Here is a 23,924-nt window from a genome sequence, read left to right as displayed (position 1 = left end):
GACGGCATCTACTGCCAGCGCGGCGAGATGGAGAATCGGATCAAAGAACAACAGCTCGGCTTGTTCGCCGATCGAACCAGTTGTTCGGCCTGGTGGCCCAACCAGTTCCGATTATTGCTAGCCTCGCTGGCCTACACCTTGATGCAAGCGATTCGCCGACTGGGTCTGACGGGCACCGAGCTGGCCCGCGCTCAATGCACCACCATTCGACTCAAACTGTTCAAGATCGGCGGCACGCTACTGCGCAGCGTACGACGCATTCGCGTCTTGCTTGCCTCGCACTGTCCGTATCGCGACCTGTTCTTCCTCGCCGCCCAGCGCCTGCGCCCCGCGCCCAGCGGGTAACCCACTCGAAGTGCTGTCCCCGGCACGCCATAAAGCAATGGGGGTTGGGGGCATTGCGTCTGAATTCCGGAAAAACATCCCAAAAGCAGCCAAATCCGGTCTGCGAAGGCCACACGAACGTCCGGTCGGGACGAACGTCGCGATCTTGAGGGGCTCGTGAAATATCCGGGCTAGTGCAGCTCAGCCCGGATCGCGGTGAATACTGGTATCGCCTGGGTCGAGCGCGGCAAGAGCTGGGTGAGGTAGGCCCCGCCATTCAGGCCTTGCATCGCGCTCTGGCGCACGGCTACGCGACGGCGCAAACCCGCAAGCGGCTGGCCGAGCTGGAAGCGCAGCGCGGCGATGCCGAGGCAGCGGTTGCCGAGTTCGAAGCCGCTCGTGCTGCCAAGCTGGTCAACGCCGAACAGGTACTGATGAGCAGCCCGCCGCTGAGCGCCCTGCTCAAAGATCCACGCTGGCAGGCTCGGATCTGGCCGCAGCTGCCAGCTGAAGCCAATCGTCTGTCGCGCTGGCACACCGACCTGGATTTTCTCGACAAACGCATGCGTGAGACCCACTGGCAGCTGTTCTCACAGGTCTCGGAAGCGGACTGGACGGCAGCCATCGAGCGACTGCGCAGCGACTTGCCCGCGCTCAGCGATTGGCAGGTCAATGTGCGGTTGATGGAACTGGTGCGCCTGGGGCGCGCCGGACACACCCACATGCTGCCGCCCTTCCAGGGCGACGCCTTCCATGCCGCCGATCTGCGTCTGGGCTGGTTTGCCGATGGCCTGTTCGTCACCGCCGCACCGACCGAGCACTCAGCGCTGGTCGGTCGCCAGGTGTTGCGCATCGGCAACGGCGAACCTGAGGCGGTACTGGCGAAACTGCGTGCCGTGGTGCCGCATGACAGCGAATCCGGCCTGCTCACCTTTTCGCCGATCTACCTGCTGATTCCGGAATTGCTGATGCACTACGGCTTCGCCGATGCGCGCGATCAGCTCGAATTCACGCTGAGCGGCAGCGGCGGACGAGCCGAACGCATTCGATTGCCGGCGCCCGCGCTGAGCATCCAGCGACTGCAGAGCTGGATGATGCACGTCGAGGCGCCGGCCGACTGGGTGCTTGCACGCGATAGGCACGCAAGCGCGCGCTGGCTGCGGCATGTCGATCAGCCATTCTGGCTCGACCGAACGCCACAGCAAGGCCTGCTGTACGCCCAACTGAACGCAGTGCGCGATGGCGATCAGGAATCACTTGCCGATTTCGCCGAGCGACTTAACCAAACCTTGCGCTCAGACAAAGTCGATGCGCTGGTGCTGGATCTACGCCTCAATCGCGGCGGCAACGGCGAGCTGCTCGAACTACTGGTTCAGGCTCTGATCGCCAGCCCCAAGCTGCATCAGCCGGGCGGGCTCTACGTGCTGATCAGCGGTCGCAGCTTCTCGGCCACCTCTTTGTTGATCGGCGATCTGGAGCGTCAGCTCGATCCGATCTTTGTCGGTGAGCCCTCAGGCGCCGGTCCGACCCATGTGGGCGAAGACAACATGATTCTGCTGCCCAACACCGGTATCGCGGTGATGGCTGCCAGCCGCCACTTCGTGCGCTCGTTCTCCGACGATCAACGCGACAGCATGGCGCCCCACATCGCCGCAGCGCTGCGCTTTGCCGACTATCGCGACAATCGCGATCCGGCATGGGACGCGGTGCGGGCCGATCGCGTGCCTCGATAAGTGAACCATCCATTGGCACATGCCAGCCGCAAGTTCAATTGCCAACATGGGATTGGGTTCACGGGGGCATCTCGTTTGCGCAACGCGCCGCTCTGAGCAGAGCGGCGCTGCGCGTGTGGTCCTCGGCGCGTGCTGCGCCGCCCAAGCTCGACATCGGCGTTTGCTAGGACGACGATGGATGATCAGGTTTCGCTTGCTGGAGAACACGGATGATCAGGACAACTGATCTGATGGCTGCACTGTTGGCGACCGCCCTTTTTGCCGCACCTGCGGTGGCGGACACGCTTGTCTATGCCTATAACGACCACCACGACGGCTATGACGAGCATCATCTGCATGTGCTGGATCTGTCGACCGGCCGGGAAAGGGTGCTCGGCCCGAAGGACGGCGGCATCTGGAATGCCGTCTTCACGCCGTCGGGCAAACGCCTTGTTTATACGCTCTACCTCAATGATGAAGCGCAGATTCGGGTGATGGATGTAGACGGTGGCAATGACCGCCAGCTCACCGACGTGAGATCGATGAGTGCCTTCCACCCTTCGGTTTCACCGGATGGAAAGTCGATCGCTTTTTCCATCTACAGTGAGGGTGACATAGGGCTGGTGAATATGGCTGGCGGCGAGGTCAGTCAGATAGCCCCTCATGAGAAACTCGACTATCACCCAGCGTTCTTCGCCGACGGGGAGCGTATTCTCTTCGGCTCGCGTCGGCTTGAGGATGACGCGGGAAACCCGGGCATCTTTGTCTATCATCTGCAGAGCGGAAGGATCGAACACACCGGTCAGTTCGGCGAGTTTGCCCGCCCAAGCCACGACGGTAGGTGGCTGGTTTTCGGCGCCAAGGCAGCGAAGACCGCAGAACCGGATATCTATATTGCCCCCCTCGATCAAAGCGCCCCGCCAAAGGCGCTGACCGACAATGACCACTATGACAGCCAGCCCGCTTTTTCACCCGATGACAGCCACATCGTATTTATCGGCCGTGGTGCCCAGCCCGCTGATTTCCCGCGCGAGAAGGAAAGCGACACCGAAGGCGTGCAGGAGGTTTTCCTGATCTCCCGCGATGGAGGCAAGGCACGCCAGCTGACCTTCGGCGGCGCTGTGGCCTGGCATGCGGAGATCCACGGAAATGAGGGTGAGTAGAGAGCAAAGGGGGCAGGTTTAACTTCACACCGCTGCGGCGTTTGGCGACTTTCCGCGCATCGAGTGCCCGACACCCAAGCCGCCCCGCACATCGACACGGCGCGCATCGCCCGCCAACCCGACTCGACCTGCCGGCAGCAAGCTTTCAACGCCACCCTTTCGACGGTCTTTAGCCACTCGTTCCAGCAGACTGCAGAGGAGATTCCGGGGAGCCCCGTCCCACGCGAGCATTGAGGTTGCAATGCTGGGTCGGCTGGCTTCGACAAGCTCAGCCAGCGTGGCGGCGACCCGTACCCGAAGCGGACGATGGCTTGCCCTGTTCGCACTGAGAGACAGCCCGAAAGGCGGATGAGAGTCCGAGGGCGGTAGCGATGGAATCGCCTTGACGCACCCTGAGCTTGTCGAAGGGTGCCTCACCGAAGCGAGCCCGGAGGTGCCCACGCGAGCATTGAGGTTGCAATGCTGGGTCGGCTGGCTTCGACAAGCTCAGCCAGCGTGGCGGCGACCCGAAGCGGGCCATGGCTTGCCCTGTTCGCACTGAGAGACAGCCCCGAAGGGCGGATGAGAGTCCGAGGGCGGTAGCGATGGAATCGCCTTGACGCACCCTGAGCTTGTCGAAGGGTGCCTCACCGAAGCGAGCCCTGAAGGTGCCCACGTGAGCATTGAGGTTGCAATGCTGGTCGGCTGGCTTCGACAAGCTCACCATTTCGCCGCAGGTGTCAAACGGGGCGAGCGTTTCCCTCCCGCTTTCCCGGGCTGAGATGAGCTTGCGCGTGCGCAACCGGCTTCCGCTGTGTTTCATTCTGGGATGCGGACAAGGCCGCACCACTCACCCTTCTGGATCAAGGCGCTGTGGCGCCCGTCGCGAAGTCGGATCGTCAGGTGGAGATTGACGGGTCCGGATCGCGTCAAGGGCGCGCAGCGGCGTAGCGAACCCTTGAACGCGCACAGTTGAACAGACTGCGCAGCGGATCGAAGCCGATCGTAGGATGGCTTCGATCACGGCGACCCGGCTCATGCGTGTGCCCCTCCCTTGTACGTATCCCTCCGCTCCAAACACATATCGGTCACCGTCGTTCGGGTCCAGGTGGCCTGACTGGCCAACAGAAATTTGGGTGCCGACGCATTGCATCGGGCCAAGCCTTCGTGGCTCCCGTGACGGGCGGTCTTGCCAACGCAAGCAAGCGCCTGGGGGTGCGTGCCATTCAGCGGGCACTGGTTCGCTGTCCAAGCTAGTCCCTGGCTACGCACCCTCAGGCATCAACCAAACAAGCGCTGAGCGTCGAACCTGCCGCCGTCGCGCATCAGGAAGTAACACGTACGCGCCAGTTTGTGCGCCAGCGCCTTGCGGGCCAGCACCAGCGAATGGCGTGCCTGCTTGCGCTGATACCAACGGCTGGCCGCGTCGTTGTAGCGGATGGCAAAGTTCGCCGCTTCCATGTAGGCCCAGGCGAGAAAGCGATTGCCGCAGCGCACATTGCCGCGGCCCTTGAGCTTGCCGTTGGACAGCCGCTTGCTCTCGACCATCCGGCAGTACGAGGCGTAGTCACCGACGCTGGCAAAGCGCTCAATCGGCCCGGTCTCCAGCACGATGGTGCCGCCCAGCACCTCGCCGATGCCATCGACCGTGCGCACCGCGGCCAAGGTCGGCGAGTCTTTCAGCTGCGACAGCGCCGCTTTTTCCACTCGCGCGATCTGCTGTCGCAGCACTTTCCAGACCGCCATCTGGCTACTCACCGCCAACCGTTCCATCGAATCGGTGAAGACCGCGTCCAGCTGTGCTTCACGCAAATGGCGAAACGCCTCGGCCGCTAAGCGGTCGCCGCTGCGCCGCGACCACGCACACTGCACGCTGTGGATCAGCCGCGTCGATTGCTGCACCAGCCGCATACGCTGGCGGAACAGGTCGCGCACGGCGCGCTGTTCACGTGGATAAATGAAGCCCACCGGCAGAATCCCCAGCCGCATCAAACGCGCCAGATGGCGCGCATCGCTGTGATCGTTGCCAAACTTCAACCCCTCGTACTGCGGTACCGCCGCGGTGTTGACCAACCGCGGCCGGTGACCGTGTTCGATCAAACCGTCGACCAGCCAGTACCAGTTGTACGTCGACTCCACCGCGACACCCGCCAGGTCTTCGCGGAACGGTTCAAGCGCCTGAAGCACGGCCGGCAACTCATTCGGCAGTCGGCGCTCGTAGCGCACCCGGTCCTCGTCATCGATAACCGACAACACGCCGTTGTTTGAATGTAGATCGATCGCTGCGTAAAGTGACATTGCCGCCTCCTGTCCTTTGGACTCAAGAGCCACACGGGCCGTCCTACGACGGTACCGCCCTGCGACGGGAGGCGGCGACATGAGTATTCAGCCAGCGTGGCGGCGACCCGTACCCGAAACGGACGATGGCCTGCGCTCTTCGCACTGAGAGACAGCCCGAAGGGCGGATGAGTCCGAGGGCTGTAGCGATGGAATCGCCTTGACGCACCCTGAGCTTGTCGAAGGGTGCCTCACCGAAGCGAGCCCGAAGGTGCCCACGCGAGCATTGAGGTTGCAATGCTGGGTCGGCTGGCTTCGACAAGCTCAGCCAGCGTGGCAGCGACCCGAAGCGGTTCCCTTTTCCCACAGGGAGAAGGGAACAGCCCTGACGGTCCGCTCCTGGCCGCCTACAGCCTTTGTCCCTAAGCTAAGCATTGACCAAGCAAGACATCTGCTCCATGCCCCACTACACCGGCCCTCTGATTACCAGGCGTTTGCTCGAAGTCATGTGCCTTGTTCGCGATCGCGGCGAACCACGGTTTGAAGGCTCGTTCGATCTTGGTCGTAGCAGACACGAGGCGGAAGTTACCGTCGACGATTGGAGGTTTGGCGGGCAATCATTTCCGTGGCCGGAGAAGCTCAAGGATCGCACCATCTACTACTGGGACGGCGACACCTTCGCCGCTTTGCAGCGCTTCGCCGGCTCGCTGATCAAGCTGGTGCCCACTGAATGGGGAGCGCCCACCTTCGAGATCGACGGCATCAAGATGCTGCCCACTTCACAGGTTTCACCGTTCGCCGATGCTGAACGCAAAGTTTCACTGATCAAGCCGAACGGCAAGCGCATACTCGACACCTGCGGTGGGCTTGGCTATTTCGCCGCCTGCTCCCTGGTTGGAGGCGCTGCCGACATCTTGAGCTTCGAGAAGAATGTCGACGTGCTCTGGCTGCGCCAGCACAACCCCTGGTCACCCGACCCGGACAGCATCGAAGCAGGCGGGCGGCTGCGTTTGCAGCACGGTGATGTGTCGCAGCAAATCCTTGTCCAACCCGATCAATGCTTCGATGCAGCCCTGCATGACCCACCGCGCTTTGGTATTGCCGGCGAGCTGTATTCGCAGTCGTTCTACGACCAGTTGTATCGCGTGCTGCGGCCCGGCGCGCCACTCTTTCATTACACCGGCACGCCGAATGCCAAGACCAGCGGACGCGATGTGCCCGCTGAGGTATCCAAGCGTCTGGTCAAGTGCGGCTTCAAAGTGCGACGCGAACTGGATGGTGTGTTCGCAGAGAAGCCTTCCAAGCCATCCCGCCGCTGAACAGCCCGCCCCTCTTCGCAAGCAGATTCGATGCGCGGGCGCGGGCGCGTTAAACTGCCTGCCCTGACCTTTGGCCTCGCCATGACCGACCCCATTCGCCTTGCTCGCCGCGTCGCTGAGATCCAGCGCTGCACGCGCGCCGAAGCCGAGCAGCTGATACGCAATGGTTGGGTGTCGGTGAACGGGCATGTCGTGGAAACACCGCAGTTGCGCGTGGCTGACGAACGTGTGGCCATAGACCCCAACGCCCGCATCGAGGCAGTCGAGCCGGCCACCTTGCTGCTGCACAAGCCGGCGGGCGTCGACCCTATCGACGGACCGAAGCCGGCACTGGCCCTGATCAGTCCGGACAGCCATTGGTCGGATGATCAGGCCGAGATTCGTCCTCTTCAGCGTCATTTCCAGCATCTGCAGCCCTTGGCGACGTTGGAAAACGAGGCCAGCGGCCTGATGGTGTTCAGCCAGGACGGACGCATCGTGCGTCGACTGACCGAGGATTGCGATCAGATCGAGCATGAGTATGTGGTCGACGTTGAGGGTTCAATAGCTCCCTACGGCCTGCACAGATTGGCCCATGGACTGCGCTTCGAAGGGCGGCCCTTGCCGGCTTGCAAGGTCAGCTGGCAGAGCGAAGCCCGGCTGCGCTTCGCGATCAAGGCGGCACGCCCGGGCCAGCTGCGCGACATGTGCGCGCAAGTGGGACTTGAGGTGAAGTCGATTCGACGGCTGCGAATCGGGCGCATCGCCCTTGGCAAGGGTCCCGCCGGTGCGATGCCAGCCGGCCAATGGCGCTACCTGCCCGTCGGCGAGCGCTTCTGACAAGAGCGCCCGCTGGCTGCCGCATGCCGCGATCAGATGTCGCGCGATGGATCGGAGGTCGGCTCGTCCATCTCGCGAACGCTACGTGAGGTCCAGGGCAATCGCGTCGTCTGTCGCTCGATCAGCCGGTGAACCTTGGGCGGCCCGTCGCCGCGATGCATTGAACGCAGCCGCTCGGGAATCTCGGCATCGTCGCGGGTGAGTCGGCTGCTATGGCGCAGGTAGTCGAGCCAGGTCGCGGTCTTGAAGCGCTCGATCCACAGGCGCGGGTCGTGCAGATCGCGCAGCAGGGCCCACTGATGAGCACCGTCACGACGCCGAATCCGCTTGCGCTCGGCCATGGCATTGAGAAACTCCACTACGTCATCTTCGTCGATGATCCATTCCACCGTGATCACCACCGGCCCGGTACGCGGCTCTACCGGCACCGCCGTCTGCGGCACACGATGCTGGCGCAAAGGGTCGAGATCGCGTTCGGCTGACTGTGCCAGCGGCAACATGCGGCCAAGAAGCACACTCAACCCTAGTGTTATGGAGGCAGCGATCAGCGCCGTGCCCACGCCCTGCAGCTCGGCCACCCTGCCCCACAGCCAGCTGCCGGCAGCGAGCCCGCCAAATGCCGCCATCTGGTACAGCGCAAGCGCTCGTGCCACCACCCAGCGCGGCGCCGACAGCTGCACTGCCACATTGAAGGTGGAAAGCGCCCACACCCAGCCCGCGCCCGACACCAGCATGGCGACAAGAGTCAAGGCAAACGATCGGCTAAGTGCGGCAGCGATCAGCGCGACAGCAAAGGCAAGACTGGCAGAACTGACGATGCCTTCGGTCGAGAGACGGTCACGCAGGTTGCCACTGCTCAGCGCGGCCAGCACCGCGCCAACACCGAAGCCCCCTAGCAGCAGGCCGTAGTCCAGCGCGCCACCGTTGACCAGTCGCGCAGCAATCAGAGGCAACAGGGCCAGAACCGCACCGGCACCAAGCCCGAAGGCCAGGCTGCGCAACAGCACCGTCAGTATGGTGGGCGACATGGTCACGTAGCGCACACCTGCCGCCATCGCGCTCAGCAAGCGCTCGCGAGGCAACAGGCGCGGCTCATACTCAGGCTTCCAACGCGCCAGTACCGCGATCAGGCCCAGATAGCTCAGCGCGTTGACGGCGAACGCCGCTACCGCGCCCGCACTTGCCACAATCGCGCCGCCAATGGCCGGGCCGGTACTGCGGGCGATATTGAAGCCCATGCTGTTCAGAGATACCGCTGCCGGCAGTTCAGCGCGAGGCACCAGGTCCTGCACCGAGGCCTGCCAGGCCGGTGCATTGAACGAGTTCCCGCAGCCGATCAGAAAGGTGAAGACCAGCAATAGCCAGGGCGACAAGGCGCCCTGCCAGGCGAACACGGCCAGAGCGATCGATACCAGAAGCATGAACAGCTGGGCGGCGAGGATCACCCGCCGCCGATCCCAATTGTCCGCAATGGCGCCGCCCAGCAAGGCAAACAACACCACCGGCAATGCCGTTGAGGTTTGCACCAAGGCGACCATCTCCGCCTGCCGGGTCATCTCCAGCATCAGCCAGGCAGCACCCACGGACTGGATCAGACTGCCGAAGTTTGAGCACAGGCTGGCCAGCCAGACCTTGCGAAAGATCGGTAGCTGAAACGGCGACAGCGAGGAAACGCGTCTATCCATCGGCTGCGGGCAATCGCTGACTCATCCGCGCCAGTTGGCGTGCGTCTGCCAGAACGCCACGCTGCGACGGTATGCCTCGCGATCAATCGGCACCCCCGAGCCGCCCTCCTCCACGCCCAGCGCATTGCGCATCATGGTGATCGGCGCCATCGGTGTTTCCTCAGGTTCAGCGGTGTACATGCAGCCCACGATGCCCCAGTCGGTGTCGACCGGAGTGCCTTCCTTGGCCATCTGCTCGCGGCTATACAGGATCACGATCAGATAGTCGGCAATCGGTGGCTCCACACCTTCGAACCAGCGCACCAGCACCGGCAGTTCCGACTTGCTGCGCGCTTCATAGTCCGAGCGCAGCAGATGCCGATTGTCGTCAGTGATTGAAACAGTCAAACAACGTGTAGACGTCCAGTTGTAGTACACATAGAGCTTGCAGAACGGCGCGTAGCCATCCAGCACCTTCAATGGCGCGTGCTCGTTCAGGTAGCGCTCGAATGCCTCAGGCGTGCAGTCCTGAATGGTGTTCTTGCGTGGCTCGCGCGGAAACAGCCGGGCACGGGCAAAATCGGTCAGGGTGATCGACATGGCAGCTCTTGCTTGGGATGACTCGATACGATGATCAGGGTGAACAGGTGCGCGCAAGGCGCACCGCATGAATTTTCCTCTACCGGGCTCGCAGGAAACGCCCCGGAGACCACTGCGCTTCGACTACGCTTCAGGCCGAAGTCGCATGCTCAGCCCGCGCAGGAAGTGGCGCAGCATGGCATCGCCGCAAGGCCTGAAGTGTTTGTGAGCGCGATCGCGGAACAAGGCGCCGAGTTCGGGTTTGGTGACCGGGTGCTCGGCCTGGTCAAAGATCTCGAACATGTCAGGGTCTTTCAGATCGAAGGCAACGCGCAGCTTCTTCAGTATGATGTTGTTGTTAAGCTGTTTTTCGACCGGGCGCGGCGCACGGTTCTCATCGCGACCGCGCCTGAAGATCACCAGACCATCGAGAAAGTGAGCCAGCACATCGGTGCTGCACTCGACAAACCCAGGATCGCCCTGCTTCTTGGTCATGGTCTGAATCCGGGCGGCCTCAATCCGGTAATCAGCCTTGATCAGCTGGATGATGTCGACCACTTGTTGATCGCTGAGACTCAGCATGTAGCGGATACTGCGCAGAACGTCGTTATTGATCATGAAGATCCTGAGTGTGAAGGAGCGATGTCGCCACGTTTGCAGCCGACGGGTGTGCCGAATGAGCCCGGCGATTCGCGCCCTATGGTACTCGTACCTGCAGGCCTGTCCCGGAAATATCTCACCAAACTCGCTCGGTCAGCGCTACCGATGCGATGCTGCTCGGCATCGCGGCAGCACGACTCAGCCTCTTTCTGCCATCTGCCCTGAACGACACATCCGCATCGCCCTGTCAGCAATTCATTTCCGGCACAGAACCTCAGACCCTCTGAAATGAGCAAGACACCACCCCATCCCCCCGGCGCTCGACCCGCATCGCGCCATTCCAGGCCCAAGCCGAGGCCGAAGGCCAGGGCCCGAGCCGCCCAAGCGTTGCACCCGCGCAATCGCCATCAAGGCCACTACGACTTCGATGCCCTGCTGGCGCTGACGCCGGCTTTGCAGCAGCACATCATCACCACGCCGTACGGCGAGCGCAGCATCGATTTCAGTCAACCCAGCTCGGTGCGGGCTCTGAACGCGGCGTTGCTGCGACTGCACTACGGTGTTCAGAACTGGGACCTTCCGCAGGGCTACTTGTGCCCACCCGTGCCCGGCCGTGCGGACTATGTGCATGGCCTGGCAGACTTGCTGGCGGAGGACCACCAAGGTGTCATCCCGCGCGGCGCCGGCGTGCGCGCGCTGGATATCGGCGTCGGCGCCAATTGCATCTATCCGTTGATTGCCCATGCCGAGTACGGCTGGCAGATGGTCGGCACTGATATCGACCCGAAGGCCCTGACCATCGCACAGAGCATCCTCGATCACAACACGGGGTTCGCCCAGGCCATCGAACTGCGCGTTCAGCAAGAACGCACGCGCATTTTCGAAGGGCTGCTGAAGTCAGGCGAGCGCTTTGCGCTCAGCCTCTGCAACCCACCTTTTCACGCCTCAGCCCAGGAGGCTGCCCGCGGCAGCACCGAGAAATGGCGCAAGCTCGGCAAGTCCAACACCGCCACTAGCTCGAAGACGGCGCTTCGTCGCCCGCCCTTGAATTTCGGTGGACAGTCAAACGAACTCTGGTGTCCGGGCGGCGAGGCCGGGTTCATCAGACGCATGATCGAGGAAAGCGCCGGCATGGCCGAACGCATCGGCTGGTTCAGCAGTCTGGTCGCAAAGTCTGAACATCTCGCCCCACTGCGCCAACGACTGAGCTTGGTCGGTGCGCTCGAGGTGCGCGAAATGCGCATGGCACAGGGCAGCAAGCAGAGCCGCTTTCTTGCCTGGTCCTTCCTCGACCCGCAGAAACGTGTGGCTCTGTCAGCGCCTTAGCGGAAACCGCAATAGCTCAATCAGCTTTGATCACAAACTTGCCGAACGCCACGCCGAGATCCCAGCCGCGGCCGGTGCCGGCCAGGGCCAGCGACACCTCGCCCTTGGTCACCACCTGACCCTTGGCCGATTTGACCGCTCCCGCATGCGCCTCGGCACTGACGTAGGTGCCCAGCAGCTCGTTGATGCCATCGACGCCGGAGAACTCGCCACGGCCATCCTCGATCGTCGACTTGCCGACGGTAAGTCCGCCGCCCTTGGCGCGGATCTTCACTGCCATGCTCTGCCCATTGTTGCAGCGAATGGTGCCGCTGCCCTTGGCGGTCTTGTAGAACACCGACCAGCTCTTCATGGTGAAACGCATCTCACAATCGACCTTGCCATCGGCATGGCTGGTGGCGGGCCACGTCAAGGCGAGCATCGATGTGGCCAGCAATAGCATGAGTGAGCGCATCAACTTTCTCCGCGTGGCAAAGTCACAATTCTCGCACCGCCATGACCGATTGTCGCTGGTAGCGCTGTCGACCGCACCCCGTCTCAACTTTCAACGCGTGAACCACAGCACAATTTCGGCGGTGCTGGGCGTATCATATCTGCCGATATGAGTCGGCTGCTTTCCCTGATCCTGTTGCTAAGCCTCTGCGTCAGCAGCGGCGCGGATTGCTGCGCGCCCGATCTGTCGGCAATGGCTGCAGCAACGGCAGGAGGGGGCTGCCATGACATGCCGTCAGATGACGGCGACCAGCATCGGGACGAGCCGAGTAAGGCGGGATTCTCCGACTGCAATAGCTGCGTCTATTGTGTAAGCAGTGCGCCCGCAGCAACGTCGGTCAGCGCCGCCGTGCTGCTAATCCCGTTTGACCGGGCCGCACCGCCTGTTGCGCCTGCTGGCCTGCCGCCCTTTGCCCCGCCACTGCGCCCACCCATCGCTGAAGCGCCCGCCCTGACCATCGTCTGACCGGCCGGGTTCGCCCCGGCCTTTGCCGGGAGCTTCCCCATGAACATACCGTTTGCGCGGAGATTGGCCGCGCTTCTTGCTCTGGCCCTGATTGGCCTGGCCTCCTACTCGCCGTCCCGGTCGTACGGCCTTGAGCGTTCGGATCATGCGCTCGAGGCGCCGGCCGCTGACATCCACGCCGAGGACCACCACTCGGCCAGCACGCTCGCATTACCGGCCAAGCCAAACTCGCTCTACGTCTGTCCCATGCATCCGCAGATCCGCAGCAATGCCCCAGGCGGCTGTCCGATCTGCGGCATGCAGCTGGTCCGCCGTGCGACCGATGCGTCGGGCGGCGAAGCACCCGTGATTCAAGTCGATGGCGATTTGCGGCAGGCTCTGGGCATACGCAGCGCACCGGTGCAACGGCATTCACTGAGCCCCAGGGTCAGCGCACCGGCAGAAGTCATGCTCGATCAAGACCGAATCCGTCACGTTCATGCGCGCGTTTCGGGCTGGGTCGAAGTACTACACATCCACGCGCTGGGCGAGTCGGTCCAACCCGGACAGGTGCTGATGGAGCTCTATGCGCCAGATCTGGTCGCCGCGCAGGAGGACTACCTGATCGCCCTGCGTACCGGCGGCACCGGTTCGCGGGCACAGCGCGCGGCGGCCACGCGGCTGCGCGTTCTTGGTGTCGACGAGGCTTTCATCGACGCATTGGCCGAACGCGGCAGTTCAGCACTGCGTGTACCAGTGCGGGCGCAGACGGGCGGCGTGGTGACCATGCTGGAAGTACGCCACGGCATGTATGTCACGCCGTCGACGACCATGTTGGAGATCGCCAGTCTCGACAGCGTATGGGTGCGGGTCGATGTTCTGCCGGAGGAATTGGAACGGCTGGGCGTGGGAAAGATCTACGCCGCGTTGCGAGCGGTCGGCGTTACCGACCGAGTATGGCGTGGCGAGGTCAGCTACATCTACCCGAGCCTCGACACCACCGCGCGCACCGTGCAATTGCGCGTCACCGTGCCCAACCGCCGCGGCCTGCTGCGGGTCGGCCAGTTGATGCAGGCCAGTCTGCGCGGAGAAAACCGTGAGCCCAGGCTTGCAGTACCGAGCGAGGCGGTCATCAGAACCGCCGACGGCGAACGAGTGATGCTTGATCTGGGTGACGGCCGCTTCCGGCCGCAGCCGGTGCAGGCAGGACTGCGCGCCGAAGGCTACACCGAGATCCTGCAAGGCCTGGACGAGGGTCAGCAGGTGGTGATCTCGGCGCAGTTCCTGCTCGATTCGGAATCCGCTCTGCGTGCGGGCCAGCAGCGGCTGGGAGGTGGACATGCACACTGAGCAGTCCTCTCAAGGCGCCACCGCTGTTCGTAGACGAGGGGACATGCGCGAAGAAGTGCAGCGCGGCCAGCCCCTCACGACGCGTCATGCCCGCGAAGGCGGGAATCCGGCTGTTTCGCGCATCAAGCCGTGTGTTTCGACGCAAACATTGGCCCCCCGCCTGCGCAGGGGTGACGGGAAATCAGGCATGACCTTGGGCTCGGGGCGACCCCGCCCTTCTGCGACATCGGCCAACGCGATTGAGGCGTGCGGTGGGTTCGCCACGCGCGCCGCGAGTCGCGCGAGGCCCCGGCTATGATCGCCGCCCTGATTCGCGCCTCGCTGGCTCACCGCGGCCTAGTGCTGCTGCTTTCGCTGCTGGGGGCGCTGGCAGCGATCCAGGCCACCCGGACACTGCCGGTGGATGCGATTCCCGACCTCTCCGATGTGCAGGTGACCGTGCGCACCGAGTGGCCGGGGCAGTCGCCGCAGCTGGTTGAGGACCAACTGACCTATCCGCTGGCCTCGCGCCTGCTGGCGGTGCCCGGCGCACGTCACGTGCGCGGCTTCTCGATGACTGGCGATTCCTTCGTCTACGTGCTGTTCGAGGACGGCACCGACCCGTACTGGGCGCGTTCGCGGGTGCTGGAGTACCTCAGCCAGGCGCGCGGAGAACTGCCGGCCGGAGTCGAACCAGCGCTGGGGCCGGATGCCACCGGGGTCGGCTGGGTCTATCAGTACGCCCTGGTCGATCGCAGCGGCCGGCACGCCCTGTCCGAGCTGCGCGCCCTGCAGGACTGGTTCCTGCGACTTGAGCTGCAGGCCCTGCCAGGCGTGTCCGAGGTCGCCACCGTCGGCGGCATGGAGCGTCAGTACCAGGCGATCATCGACCCGATCCGGCTGCGCCAGTACGGCGTGAGTTTCGACGCCGTGGCCGCTCGCATCCGCGCCGCCAGCGCCGAGCGCGGCGGCTCGCTGATGGAGATCGCGGAAGGCGAACTCAGCCTGCGCGGGATCGGCTTCATCCGCGAGCTGGAGGATCTGTCCAACGTGCCACTCGGCGTGCTGCGTGACAGCGTGCCGGTGCTGCTGGGTGATGTCGCCGAGATCCGCTTCGGGGCTGGGCCACGCCAGGGCATCGCCGAGCTTGATGGCGAAGGCGAAGTGGTCGGCGGAATCGTGGTGATGCGCGACGGCGGCAATGCCCGCGAAGTGATCGCCGCGGTGCAGGAACGGCTCGACGCGCTGCGCTCCAGCCTGCCCGAAGGCGTTGAGCTGGTCACCGTCTACGATCGCTCGGCGTTGATCGATCGCGCGGTCAGTCATCTGTCAGGGAAACTGGTGGAGGAGATCCTGGTCGTGGGCCTGGTCTGCCTGCTGTTTCTTGGCCACGTCCGCTCTGCCCTGGTGCCGGCGCTGCTGTTACCGCTAGGGGTTCTGCTGGCGCTGGCGATCATGCGCCTGCAGGGCATCAACGCGCACATCATGTCGCTGGGCGGCATCGCGATTGCCATCGGTGCCATGGTCGATGCCGCCATCGTGCTGGTGGAGAACGCGCACAAGCAGATCGAGCACTTTCGTCAGCGCGAGGGCCGCGAACCTCGCGAGCGGGAGCGGCTCAAGCTGGTTGCAGACGCTGCGATCGAAGTCGGCCCGGCGGTGTTCGTCTCCCTTCTGATCATCGCGCTGAGCTTCCTGCCGGTGTTCCTGCTCGAAGCTCAGGAAGGGCGGATGTTTTCGCCGCTGGCCTGGACCAAGACCTGGGCCATGCTGGCCGCGGCCTTGTTGGCGGTGACGCTCGGCCCTGTGCTGATGGAACTGCTAGTTCGCGGACGCATCCGCAGTGAACAGGAGCAGCCGCTGTCGCGCCTGCTGATCGCTCTGTACCGCCCGGTGCTACGCGGCGTGCTGCACTGGCCGAAGCTGACCGTACTTGTGACCGTGCTGCTGGCAACCAGCGCGCTGTGGCCACTCGGCCGACTGGGCAGCGAATTCATGCCCGAGCTGGAAGAGGGCGACTTGATGTACATGCCAACCACCCTGCCCGAGCTCTCGCCCGGCAAGGCGCAGGCGCTGCTGCAGCAGACCGATCGACTGATCCGCCTGTCGCCCGAGGTCGAGCACGTGTTCGGTAAGATTGGCCGCGCCGATAGCGCCACCGACCCCGCCCCGCTGTCGATGATCGAGACCACCATCCGGCTGAAGCCGCAGGAGCAGTGGCGGCCGGGCCTCACCCTGGATGACCTGATCGCCGAACTCGACGCGCGGCTGCAGATTCCCGGCCTGACCAATGCCTGGGTGCAGCCGATCCGCACCCGCATCGACATGCAGGCCACCGGACTGCGCACGCCGCTGGGCGTGCGCATTGCCGGCGACGATCTGCAGCAGCTCACCCGCATCGCCACCGAGGTCGAAGCCGCGCTGAAGGGCGTGCCGGGTATCCGCTCCGCCTATGCTGACCGCGCGGCCAGCGCACGAAGCCTGGAGGTGCGGCCGCGGCGCGAGGACCTGGCTCGCTACGGCGTCGAGATGGAGAGCTTCATGTCCTGGCTCGGTGAAGCCGTGGGCGGCGCGCCGGTCGCCACCGCCTACGAGGGGCGACGGCGCTTTCCGGTCGCCCTGCGCCTGCCGCAGGACGTTCGCGACACGCCCGAGGCACTGGCGGAACTCGGTGTGGTGACGCCCTCGGGACAGCAGGTGCCGCTGGGGCGCCTGGCCGATATCGAGATCGTTGCGGCCCCGGCGATGATTCGCAGCGAAAACGCCCGGCTCACCGCCTGGGTGTTTGTCGACACCGATACCCGCGACCTGCTCGGCACCATGCGCGAAGCCGACGCCGCCCTGCGCGAGGGCGTCGCGCTACCACCGGGGGTCAGTCTCGGATGGGCGGGCCAATACGAATACCTGACCCGTGCCGCCGAGCGGCTGAGCCTCGCGGTTCCAGCGGTGCTCGGCATCATCCTGGTGCTATTGTACCTGGTGTTCCGCCGCTGGCCGGACGCGTTTATCGTGCTGCTGACCGCACCGCTCTCGGTAGTCGGAGGGATCTGGCTGTTGTGGGCGCTGGACTATGCTCTGTCAGTGGCGGTGGTAGTCGGCTTCCTCGCCCTGTTCGGCGTGGCGGCGGAATTCGGTGTAGTGATGTTGATCTACCTTGCCCAGTCTGTCATGCGCGCCCGCGACGAGGGCCGCATGCAGACCACACAGCAGCTCGATGCGGCGCTGGAGGAAGGCGCCGTGCTGCGTGTGCGGCCCAAGGCGATGACCGTGCTCACCCTGCTCGCCGGCCTGACCCCGATCCTGCTCAGCGAAGGCAGCGGCGCCGCCACCATGCAGCGCATCGCCGCGCCGATGCTGGGCGGCATGCTGTCGGCACCACTGCTCTCGCTGCTGCTGATCCCAGCCATCTATCGCTGGTGGCTCGGGCGCGGCCTGGCAAGTGAAACTTGAGCGCCCCGGCTCCGGCGCGCAGCGACGGCCAGCCCAGCGTCATTGCCGCGTCGGTGGGAATCCAGGAGCACTGCCCGCGCGCAATCGGAATTGAGGGCCGCGCTGGCGCTTGAAGGTTGACGGGATTTCAGGCCTTCCACCGAGGCTTCGAGGCTGACGGGGATCGTAGAGGCCCGCTGCAAAGCCGGCGAATATCACCTGCATCAGCTATCCTTGGCGGATGCTGTGTCTTTTGCGCCAACGTTGCCTTGCCCATCAGGTTGTGTGGACCCTGTTGCTGGCTCTGAGTTTTGTCGGCAAGCCCGTGCTGTCGCTGGCGGGCGAGTTGCACGAGTCGAGGCATCATGGTTCGACTAAGTTTGAGGTTCATGCGCACGCAGAACACGACCACGGTAGTGCGACGGAAAGTCGCAGTGACGAGGTCGAAAGCGATCGCGCGCCGGACCTCTGGCATGGACTGATGCACGTCGCACATTGCTGCGGAATGCTGTGCGCCATGCCGACAGCATCGGCCACTCTCTCTCCCGTCGCGCCAGGCTGGCTGCCACCGCCGGCCGCTGCTGAGAACTACGACAGCGTGCCGCCCACGCGCAGGCTGCGACCTCCGATCGTCGAATGAGGCTGACCGGCACGCTGCCGGCCCTTCCTTCCCGTCCCTTTCGGAGTCATCCCATGAGCCTTCCCCGCGCGGCCCTGGCCGCCGTGATTCTTTGCCTGTGCGCAAGCACCGTGGCCAGCGCCGAGCCTGTGCTGACCTTGAACGAGGCGTTCCGCCGCGTCATCGACAGCCACCCGGACCTCAAAACCTACCGTTTCACCGAGCAGTCGCTGGCGGCCGAAGTCGATTCAGCAGCGCAAGCACCGGCGCTGCGCTGGCACTCCGAAATCGAGAACGCACTCGGCAGCGGTGAGGCGTCCGGCTTCGGCGGCGCCGAGCTGACCCTGTCGCTGGCCTCGGTGATCGAACGCGGCGAAAAGCGCGCGGCTCGAGAGTCCTTGGCGCGGCGACGTCTGGAGGGCGTCGAGCTGATGCGCGAGGCGAGGAAGCTCGACCTACTGGCCGAAGTCGCGCGCCGCTACCTCGACGCCCAAGCCGCGAAGGCGCTGAGCGATCTTGCCACCGATGATCTGGCCCAACGGGAGACGCTGGTTGACGCAGCCCGAAAGCGCAGACGCGCCGGGGCCGAGCCGGAATCGGTGGTGCTTGCCGCAGACGCGACCCGCGTACGGGTCGAGGGCGAGCGTGATCGCAGCCTGCGCGCATCGGCGCATGCCATGCAGCGGCTGGTCATGCTGTGGGACGGCGACCTTGCCGCGCTGCGCCTCGCTGAGGTCGATCTCGGCACCGTGCCAGCGGTGCCCGATAGAAACCGGCTGATCCGTCAGCTGGCCGATACCCCAGAACTGCAGCGCTTCGCTCACGAGTCCCGCCTGCGCGAAGCGCGGCTGCAGCTAGCGCGGACCACGCGCATCGCTGATATCGACTGGCAGATCGGCCTGCGCCGGCTGCAGGCTGACGGCGACTGGGCACTGCTGGGCAGCGTGTCGGTTCCGTTCGGCAGCGCGTCGCGAGCCGAACCCGGCTTGCGCGCCGCCGAAGCCGAATTGGCCGCGCTCGAGTTCGAACGCGAGAGCCAACAACGGGCTCTGGCCAGCACGCTGGACGAGGCCTGGAGCCGACTCGATCTTGCCGTGACCCACGCACAGCAGATTGACGCACAGCTGCTACCGGCCCTGCACGCCGCCGCGGAGGCGGCCGGGCGCAGCTACCGCGCCGGTGCGGCCAGTCATCTCGAATGGGCTCAACTGCAGGGCGAGCTGGTCGAGGCCCGACGCCAGCGCCTGGACGCCGCCCTGGCCGCGCACCGCGCCCTGATCGAACTGCAGCGCCTGACCGGCCAGAGCTTTACGGTCGACTCGGCCCCTTCCGAAGGAATCTCCCCGTGAAAATGCGCTCGCCGATCCTGATCGCCCTGCTGTCCCTGGCGTTGGTCGCCTGCGGCCACCACCACGACGACGAACTTGGGCACGCCGATGCGGATACACGTGGCCATGGCCACGGCCATAACGACCACGCCGAAGAGGAGGTCGAGCGCGGCACCCACGGTGGCCGGCTGCTGCGTGGGGGAACACTGACCGTCGAACTTGCCATCTACGAAGAGGGCGTACCGCCAGAATACCGCGCCTGGCTATATCGCGATGGCGAGCCGCTGCCGCCGCAGTCCGGATCGCTCGAGGTGGAGCTGAGCCGCCTGGGTGGCGCTACCGACACCCATCGATTCGCCGTCCGCGGCGACCATCTGGTCGGCAACGGCATGGTCTACGAGCCGCATTCCTTCGACGTCACGGTGCGTGCCGAGGTGGAGGGGCAGCGCGCCGAGTGGCAATTCGAGAGCCATGAAGGACGCACGCGCATTGCCGCTGAAATCGCCGAGGCCGCCGGCATCCGCGTGGCGGCGGCGGGCCCGGGCGTGATCCGCGATGAGCACGAGCTGCAGGGCCTGCTGACCCCGATCGAAGGCCGCCACAGCCGGGTCGGTGCGCGCTTCCCCGGACCGATCCGCAGCGTCACTGTGGGCGTGGGCGATCGGGTGCAGCGTGGCCAGACGCTAGCGACGGTCGAAAGCAACGTCAGCCTCGCTAGCTACGCGGTGGCCGCGCCGATCGACGGCGTGGTGCTGGCGCGCAACGCCGCCGTCGGTGAAATCGCAGGAGAAGCGACGCTGTTCGAGATCGCCGATCTGTCCGCGCTGTGGGTCGACGTGCACCTGTTCGGCGGCGATGCCCAGCACATCACGCCGGGCCTGCCGATTGAAGTGATCCGCATGAGCGATGACGTCAGCGCAATCACCCGCCTTGAGCGGGTGCTGCCGGTGACCGCCACGGCCAGCCAGAGCACGGTCGGGCGCGCCGTGCTGGACAACGCCGATGGCCGCTGGCGGCCGGGCGCCGCGGTCCGTGCCCGGGTTACCGTCTCTGAACACATGGTTCCGCTGACCGTGCCACTGGCGGCCTTGCAGCGCTTTCGTGACTGGGACGTGGTATTCATTCGTGTTGGCGAAGACTACGAGATCCGCCCGCTTCAGCTCGGTCGCCGCGACGGACTCAACGTCGAGGTGTTGGAAGGCCTGAAGCCTGGCGATCCGATCGTAGTCGAGCAAAGCTACCTGGTGAAGGCCGACATCGAGAAGGCAGGCGCCTCTCATGACCACTGAGCAAACCCCGCAATCGGGCAGGGAAAGCGCAGCTGGCGCTGTCGCGCAGCGGCCGTCTGAGGGGCGCCCGCTGCTGGAACGCGTGGTGCGCTTTTCCATCGCACACCGCTGGATCATGCTGCTGTTCACCCTCGGACTCACCGCGCTCGGCGTGTGGAGCTTCCAGAAGCTGCCGATCGACGCCACCCCCGACATCACCAATGTCCAGGTGCAGATCAACACTGAAGCGCCGGGCTACACGCCCATGGAGGCCGAACAACGGGTGACCTTCCCGATCGAGACGGCGCTCGCCGGACTGTCCAAGCTCGACTACACCCGCTCGCTGTCACGCTACGGCCTCTCGCAGGTCACCGTGGTGTTCGAGGACGGCACCGACATCTACTTCGCGCGGCAGCAAGTCGCAGAGCGCCTGCAGCAGATGCGTTCACGACTGCCGACTGGGCTGGAGCCCGAGCTGGGCCCGGTTGCCACCGGCCTCGGCGAGATCTTCATGTACACGGTCGAGGCCCGGCCCGATGCCCTGCGCAGCGACGGTCAGCCATGGACGCCCACCGACCTGCGCACCCTGCAGGATTGGGTGGTGCGGCCGCAGCTGCGCAACGTGACCGGCGTCACCGAGGTCAATACCATCGGCGGGTATGCGCGACAGATCCACATCACGCCGGATCCAGCGCGGCTGGTCGCCTACGGCCTCACCTTGCAGGATGTGGTTGCGGCGCTGGTTGCCAACAACCAGAACATCGGCGCCGGCTACATCGAACGCAGCGGTCAGCAGTACCTCGTCCGCGTGCCCGGACAGGTAGCCTCGATCGGGGCGCTGGGCGACATCGTGCTGGACCGCCGCGACGGCGTGCCGATTCGCATACGTGATGTCGCCGCCGTGGGCGATGGGCCCGAGCTGCGCACCGGCGCGGCCACCCAGGATGGCCGCGAGGTGGTGCTGGGCACGGTGTTCATGCTGATCGGCGAGAATAGCCGCGCGGTAGCCCAGGCCAGCGCGGCACGGCTGCAGGAGATCGCCCGATCGCTGCCGCCGGGCGTCGACGTGCATCCGGTATACGACCGCACCGCCTTGGTCGACCGCACCATCGCCACGGTGCGCACCAACCTGGTGGAAGGCGCACTGTTGGTGATCGCCGTGCTGTTCCTGCTGCTCGGCAATATCCGCGCAGCGCTGATCACCGCCGCGGTGATCCCGATCGCCATGCTGATGACGGTGACCGGAATGGTCAGGGGCGGCGTATCGGGCAACCTGATGAGCCTCGGCGCGCTGGATTTCGGCCTGATCGTTGACGGCGCGGTGATCATCATCGAGCACTGCCTGCGTCGCTTCGGCGAAGCGCAGCAGCAGCTAGGCCGCCTGCTTGATCGCGAGGAGCGCTTCGAGCTGACCGCCCAGGCCACTGCCGAGGTGATCCGTCCTAGCCTATTCGGCGTCGCCATCATCACTGCGGTGTACCTACCGGTGTTCGCGCTGACCGGCATCGAAGGCAAGATGTTTCACCCGATGGCCTTCACTGTGGTCTTCGCCCTGACCTCGGCCATGCTGCTGTCGCTGACCTTCGTGCCGGCGGCGGCCGCGGTATTCCTCGGCGGCCGTGTACAGGAAAAGGAAAATCGTGCGCTGCGTCTCGCCCGCCGTCTCTACGCACCGGCGCTCGACAGAGCACTGCAAATGCGCTGGGCCGTGGTCGCTGCGGCCTTGCTGCTGGTGCTCGGCAGCGGGCTGCTGGCGGCTCGGCTGGGCAGCGAGTTCATTCCCAGCCTCGACGAGGGTGACGTGGCGCTGCACGCGCTGCGCATTCCCGGCACTAGCCTGAGCCAGGCGGTGGAGATGCAGGCCTTGTTGGAACAGCGCATTGGCCAGTTCCCGGAAGTGGAGCGGGTGTTCGGCAAGATCGGCACCGCCGAGGTGGCCACCGATCCCATGCCGCCCTCGGTCGCCGATGCCTTTGTGATGATGAAACCGCGTGATCAGTGGCCCGACCCGCGCAAGCCCAAGGTGCAGCTGGTTGCCGAGATCGAGGCTGCTGTATTGCAGTTGCCAGGCAATAACTACGAGTTCACCCAACCGATCCAGATGCGCATGAATGAACTGATCTCGGGGGTGCGTGCCGATGTTGCGGTCAAGCTGTATGGTGACGATCTCGACACCCTGGTCGAAGTCGGCGAGCGGATCGAGGCGGTGGTGAAGTCGGTCAACGGCGCCGCAGACGTCAAGCTGGAGAGCACCACCGGCCTGCCCCTGCTGACCATCACGCCGGAACCCGATGCGCTGGTCCGCTATGGTCTGAATCCATCCGACGTGCAGGCGGCGGTGTCGATCGCCGTTGGCGGCGCCGTGGCCGGCCAGCTGTTCGAGGGCGACCGCCGCTTCGATCTGGTGGTACGCCTGCCCGAGGCCCTGCGCAGCGATCCGGCGCGTCTCGCGGACTTGCCAATACCGCTTCAGCCCGATGACCAGGCCGACGAGTCGGCGCGTCTGGCCAACTGGGCCAGTGGCGGTCCCGGCGTGGTGCCGCTACGCGAACTGGCGCGCATCGAAGTCACCGAAGGACCGAACCAGATCAACCGCGAGAACGGCAAACGTCGCGTGGTCATCAGTGCCAACGTGCGCGGCCGCGACCTCGGCGGCTTCGTCGACGAACTGCGCCTGCGCATGGAGGCTGAGGTCGAGATTCCGCCGAGCTACTGGATTGGCTACGGCGGCACCTTCGAGCAGCTGATTGCCGCCGCGCAGCGCCTCGCCGTGGTGGTTCCGCTGACCCTGTTGATGATTTTCGGCCTGCTGTTCATGGCCTTTGGCTCGGGCCGCGACGCGATGGTCATCTTCAGCGGCGTGCCTCTGGCCTTGACCGGCGGCGTGCTCGCTCTGTGGCTACGCGACATGCCGCTGTCGATCTCGGCAGGGGTCGGCTTCATCGCCCTGTCCGGCGTTGCCGTGCTCAACGGCGTGGTGATGATCAGCTTTATCCGTCGCCTTCGTGAACAGGGGGTTTCGCTGAGGGACGCCATCCGAGATGGCGCCCTGGGCCGGCTGCGCCCGGTGTTGATGACCGCCCTGGTTGCTGCACTCGGCTTCCTGCCGATGGCCTTCAACGTCGGTGCCGGGGCCGAGGTGCAGCGGCCACTGGCGACCGTGGTGGTGGGCGGCATCCTGTCTTCGACCGCACTCACCTTGCTGGTATTGCCAGTGCTTTACGCGATGACGCGCAGAGCCTGAATTGATGG

General features: G+C 64.9%; 16 protein-coding genes. 11 read left to right on the top strand and 5 right to left on the bottom strand.

What is annotated here, in order from left to right; genetic code table 11:
- The 3 genes from IFO71_RS02765 to IFO71_RS02755 form a co-directional block, all read left to right on the top strand.
- A partial coding sequence (locus IFO71_RS02765; protein WP_192027993.1) for a transposase occupies positions 1-345 on the top strand: 345 nt, incomplete at its 5' end.
- Between the two features lie 173 nt (positions 346-518).
- Entirely contained in the window at positions 519-2,057 is a 1,539-nt protein-coding gene (locus IFO71_RS02760) for a S41 family peptidase (RefSeq protein WP_192027992.1), read from the top strand.
- A 209-nt stretch (positions 2,058-2,266) separates the two neighbouring features.
- A complete protein-coding gene (locus IFO71_RS02755; RefSeq protein ID WP_192027991.1) occupies positions 2,267-3,199 on the top strand; it encodes a TolB family protein in 933 nt (310 codons plus the stop codon).
- Between the two features lie 1,260 nt (positions 3,200-4,459).
- On the opposite strand, the gene IFO71_RS02750 is transcribed toward IFO71_RS02755, so the two are convergent.
- Entirely contained in the window at positions 4,460-5,476 is a 1,017-nt protein-coding gene (locus IFO71_RS02750) for an IS110 family RNA-guided transposase (RefSeq protein WP_192027990.1), read from the bottom strand.
- A 437-nt stretch (positions 5,477-5,913) separates the two neighbouring features.
- Here IFO71_RS02750 and IFO71_RS02745 point away from each other — a divergent pair, with 437 nt between their 5' ends.
- On the top strand, positions 5,914-6,774 hold the full coding sequence (locus IFO71_RS02745; RefSeq protein WP_192027989.1) for a class I SAM-dependent methyltransferase: 861 nt from the start codon (positions 5,914-5,916) through the stop codon (positions 6,772-6,774).
- 81 nt (positions 6,775-6,855) lie between these two features.
- Positions 6,856-7,593 carry an rRNA pseudouridine synthase gene (locus tag IFO71_RS02740; protein WP_192028006.1) on the top strand — a complete coding sequence of 246 codons (738 nt, stop codon included), beginning with the start codon at positions 6,856-6,858 and terminating at the stop codon, positions 7,591-7,593.
- A 32-nt stretch (positions 7,594-7,625) separates the two neighbouring features.
- On the opposite strand, the gene IFO71_RS02735 is transcribed toward IFO71_RS02740, so the two are convergent.
- The 3 genes from IFO71_RS02735 to IFO71_RS02725 form a co-directional block, all read right to left on the bottom strand.
- The gene (locus IFO71_RS02735) at positions 7,626-9,278 is read right to left on the bottom strand and encodes an MFS transporter (RefSeq protein WP_192027988.1); all 1,653 of its coding nucleotides are present in this window, start codon (positions 9,276-9,278) and stop codon (positions 7,626-7,628) included.
- A 21-nt stretch (positions 9,279-9,299) separates the two neighbouring features.
- Positions 9,300-9,857, bottom strand: a complete 558-nt coding sequence (locus IFO71_RS02730; RefSeq protein WP_192027987.1) for a DUF3228 family protein — start codon at positions 9,855-9,857, stop codon at positions 9,300-9,302.
- A gap of 123 nt (positions 9,858-9,980) precedes the next feature.
- On the bottom strand, positions 9,981-10,454 hold the full coding sequence (locus tag IFO71_RS02725) for a YehS family protein (RefSeq protein ID WP_192027986.1): 474 nt from the start codon (positions 10,452-10,454) through the stop codon (positions 9,981-9,983).
- Between the two features lie 369 nt (positions 10,455-10,823).
- On the opposite strand from IFO71_RS02725, the gene rlmF reads away from it, so the two are divergent.
- Entirely contained in the window at positions 10,824-11,762 is a 939-nt protein-coding gene (rlmF, locus tag IFO71_RS02720; protein ID WP_232371283.1) for a 23S rRNA (adenine(1618)-N(6))-methyltransferase RlmF, read from the top strand.
- A gap of 16 nt (positions 11,763-11,778) precedes the next feature.
- Here rlmF and IFO71_RS02715 read toward each other — a convergent pair whose 3' ends face one another.
- A complete protein-coding gene (locus IFO71_RS02715) occupies positions 11,779-12,216 on the bottom strand; it encodes a hypothetical protein (protein WP_225444314.1) in 438 nt (145 codons plus the stop codon).
- Between the two features lie 543 nt (positions 12,217-12,759).
- Here IFO71_RS02715 and IFO71_RS02705 point away from each other — a divergent pair.
- The 5 genes from IFO71_RS02705 to IFO71_RS02685 all read left to right on the top strand — a co-directional run bounded on the left by IFO71_RS02705 (position 12,760) and on the right by IFO71_RS02685 (position 23,916).
- Positions 12,760-14,049: an efflux RND transporter periplasmic adaptor subunit gene (locus IFO71_RS02705; RefSeq protein WP_192027983.1), complete on the top strand. Its 1,290-nt coding sequence runs from the start codon at positions 12,760-12,762 to the stop codon at positions 14,047-14,049.
- A gap of 294 nt (positions 14,050-14,343) precedes the next feature.
- Entirely contained in the window at positions 14,344-17,478 is a 3,135-nt protein-coding gene (locus IFO71_RS02700) for an efflux RND transporter permease subunit (protein WP_192027982.1), read from the top strand.
- Positions 17,479-18,150: 672 nt separating this feature from the next.
- The gene (locus tag IFO71_RS02695; protein WP_192027981.1) at positions 18,151-19,425 is read left to right on the top strand and encodes a TolC family protein; all 1,275 of its coding nucleotides are present in this window, start codon (positions 18,151-18,153) and stop codon (positions 19,423-19,425) included.
- 2 nt (positions 19,426-19,427) lie between these two features.
- Complete coding sequence (locus IFO71_RS02690) at positions 19,428-20,693, top strand: efflux RND transporter periplasmic adaptor subunit (protein WP_192028004.1); 1,266 nt, start codon at positions 19,428-19,430, stop codon at positions 20,691-20,693.
- 70 nt (positions 20,694-20,763) lie between these two features.
- A complete protein-coding gene (locus tag IFO71_RS02685) occupies positions 20,764-23,916 on the top strand; it encodes an efflux RND transporter permease subunit (RefSeq protein WP_192028003.1) in 3,153 nt (1,050 codons plus the stop codon).
- Positions 23,917-23,924 lie beyond the last annotated feature (8 nt).

The organism is Pseudomarimonas arenosa (assembly GCF_014841215.1).
GTDB lineage: Bacteria > Pseudomonadota > Gammaproteobacteria > Xanthomonadales > Xanthomonadaceae > Pseudomarimonas > Pseudomarimonas arenosa.
This window is presented reverse-complemented; position numbering and strand designations above follow the sequence as displayed.

Excerpts from the sequence above, each read along its gene's own strand:
- IFO71_RS02690 (WP_192028004.1), top strand. The coding sequence starts at position 19,428 with ATGCGCTCGCCGATCCTGATCGCCCTGCTGTCCCTGGCGTTGGTCGCC.
- IFO71_RS02725 (WP_192027986.1), bottom strand. The coding sequence starts at position 10,454 with ATGATCAATAACGACGTTCTGCGCAGTATCCGCTACATGCTGAGTCTC.
- IFO71_RS02715 (WP_225444314.1), bottom strand. The coding sequence starts at position 12,216 with ATGCGCTCACTCATGCTATTGCTGGCCACATCGATGCTCGCCTTGACG.
- IFO71_RS02705 (WP_192027983.1), top strand. The coding sequence starts at position 12,760 with ATGAACATACCGTTTGCGCGGAGATTGGCCGCGCTTCTTGCTCTGGCC.
- IFO71_RS02745 (WP_192027989.1), top strand. The coding sequence starts at position 5,914 with ATGCCCCACTACACCGGCCCTCTGATTACCAGGCGTTTGCTCGAAGTC.
- IFO71_RS02755 (WP_192027991.1), top strand. The coding sequence starts at position 2,267 with ATGATCAGGACAACTGATCTGATGGCTGCACTGTTGGCGACCGCCCTT.
- IFO71_RS02700 (WP_192027982.1), top strand. The coding sequence starts at position 14,344 with ATGATCGCCGCCCTGATTCGCGCCTCGCTGGCTCACCGCGGCCTAGTG.
- IFO71_RS02750 (WP_192027990.1), bottom strand. The coding sequence starts at position 5,476 with ATGTCACTTTACGCAGCGATCGATCTACATTCAAACAACGGCGTGTTG.
- IFO71_RS02695 (WP_192027981.1), top strand. The coding sequence starts at position 18,151 with ATGAGCCTTCCCCGCGCGGCCCTGGCCGCCGTGATTCTTTGCCTGTGC.
- IFO71_RS02735 (WP_192027988.1), bottom strand. The coding sequence starts at position 9,278 with ATGGATAGACGCGTTTCCTCGCTGTCGCCGTTTCAGCTACCGATCTTT.
- IFO71_RS02740 (WP_192028006.1), top strand. The coding sequence starts at position 6,856 with ATGACCGACCCCATTCGCCTTGCTCGCCGCGTCGCTGAGATCCAGCGC.
- IFO71_RS02730 (WP_192027987.1), bottom strand. The coding sequence starts at position 9,857 with ATGTCGATCACCCTGACCGATTTTGCCCGTGCCCGGCTGTTTCCGCGC.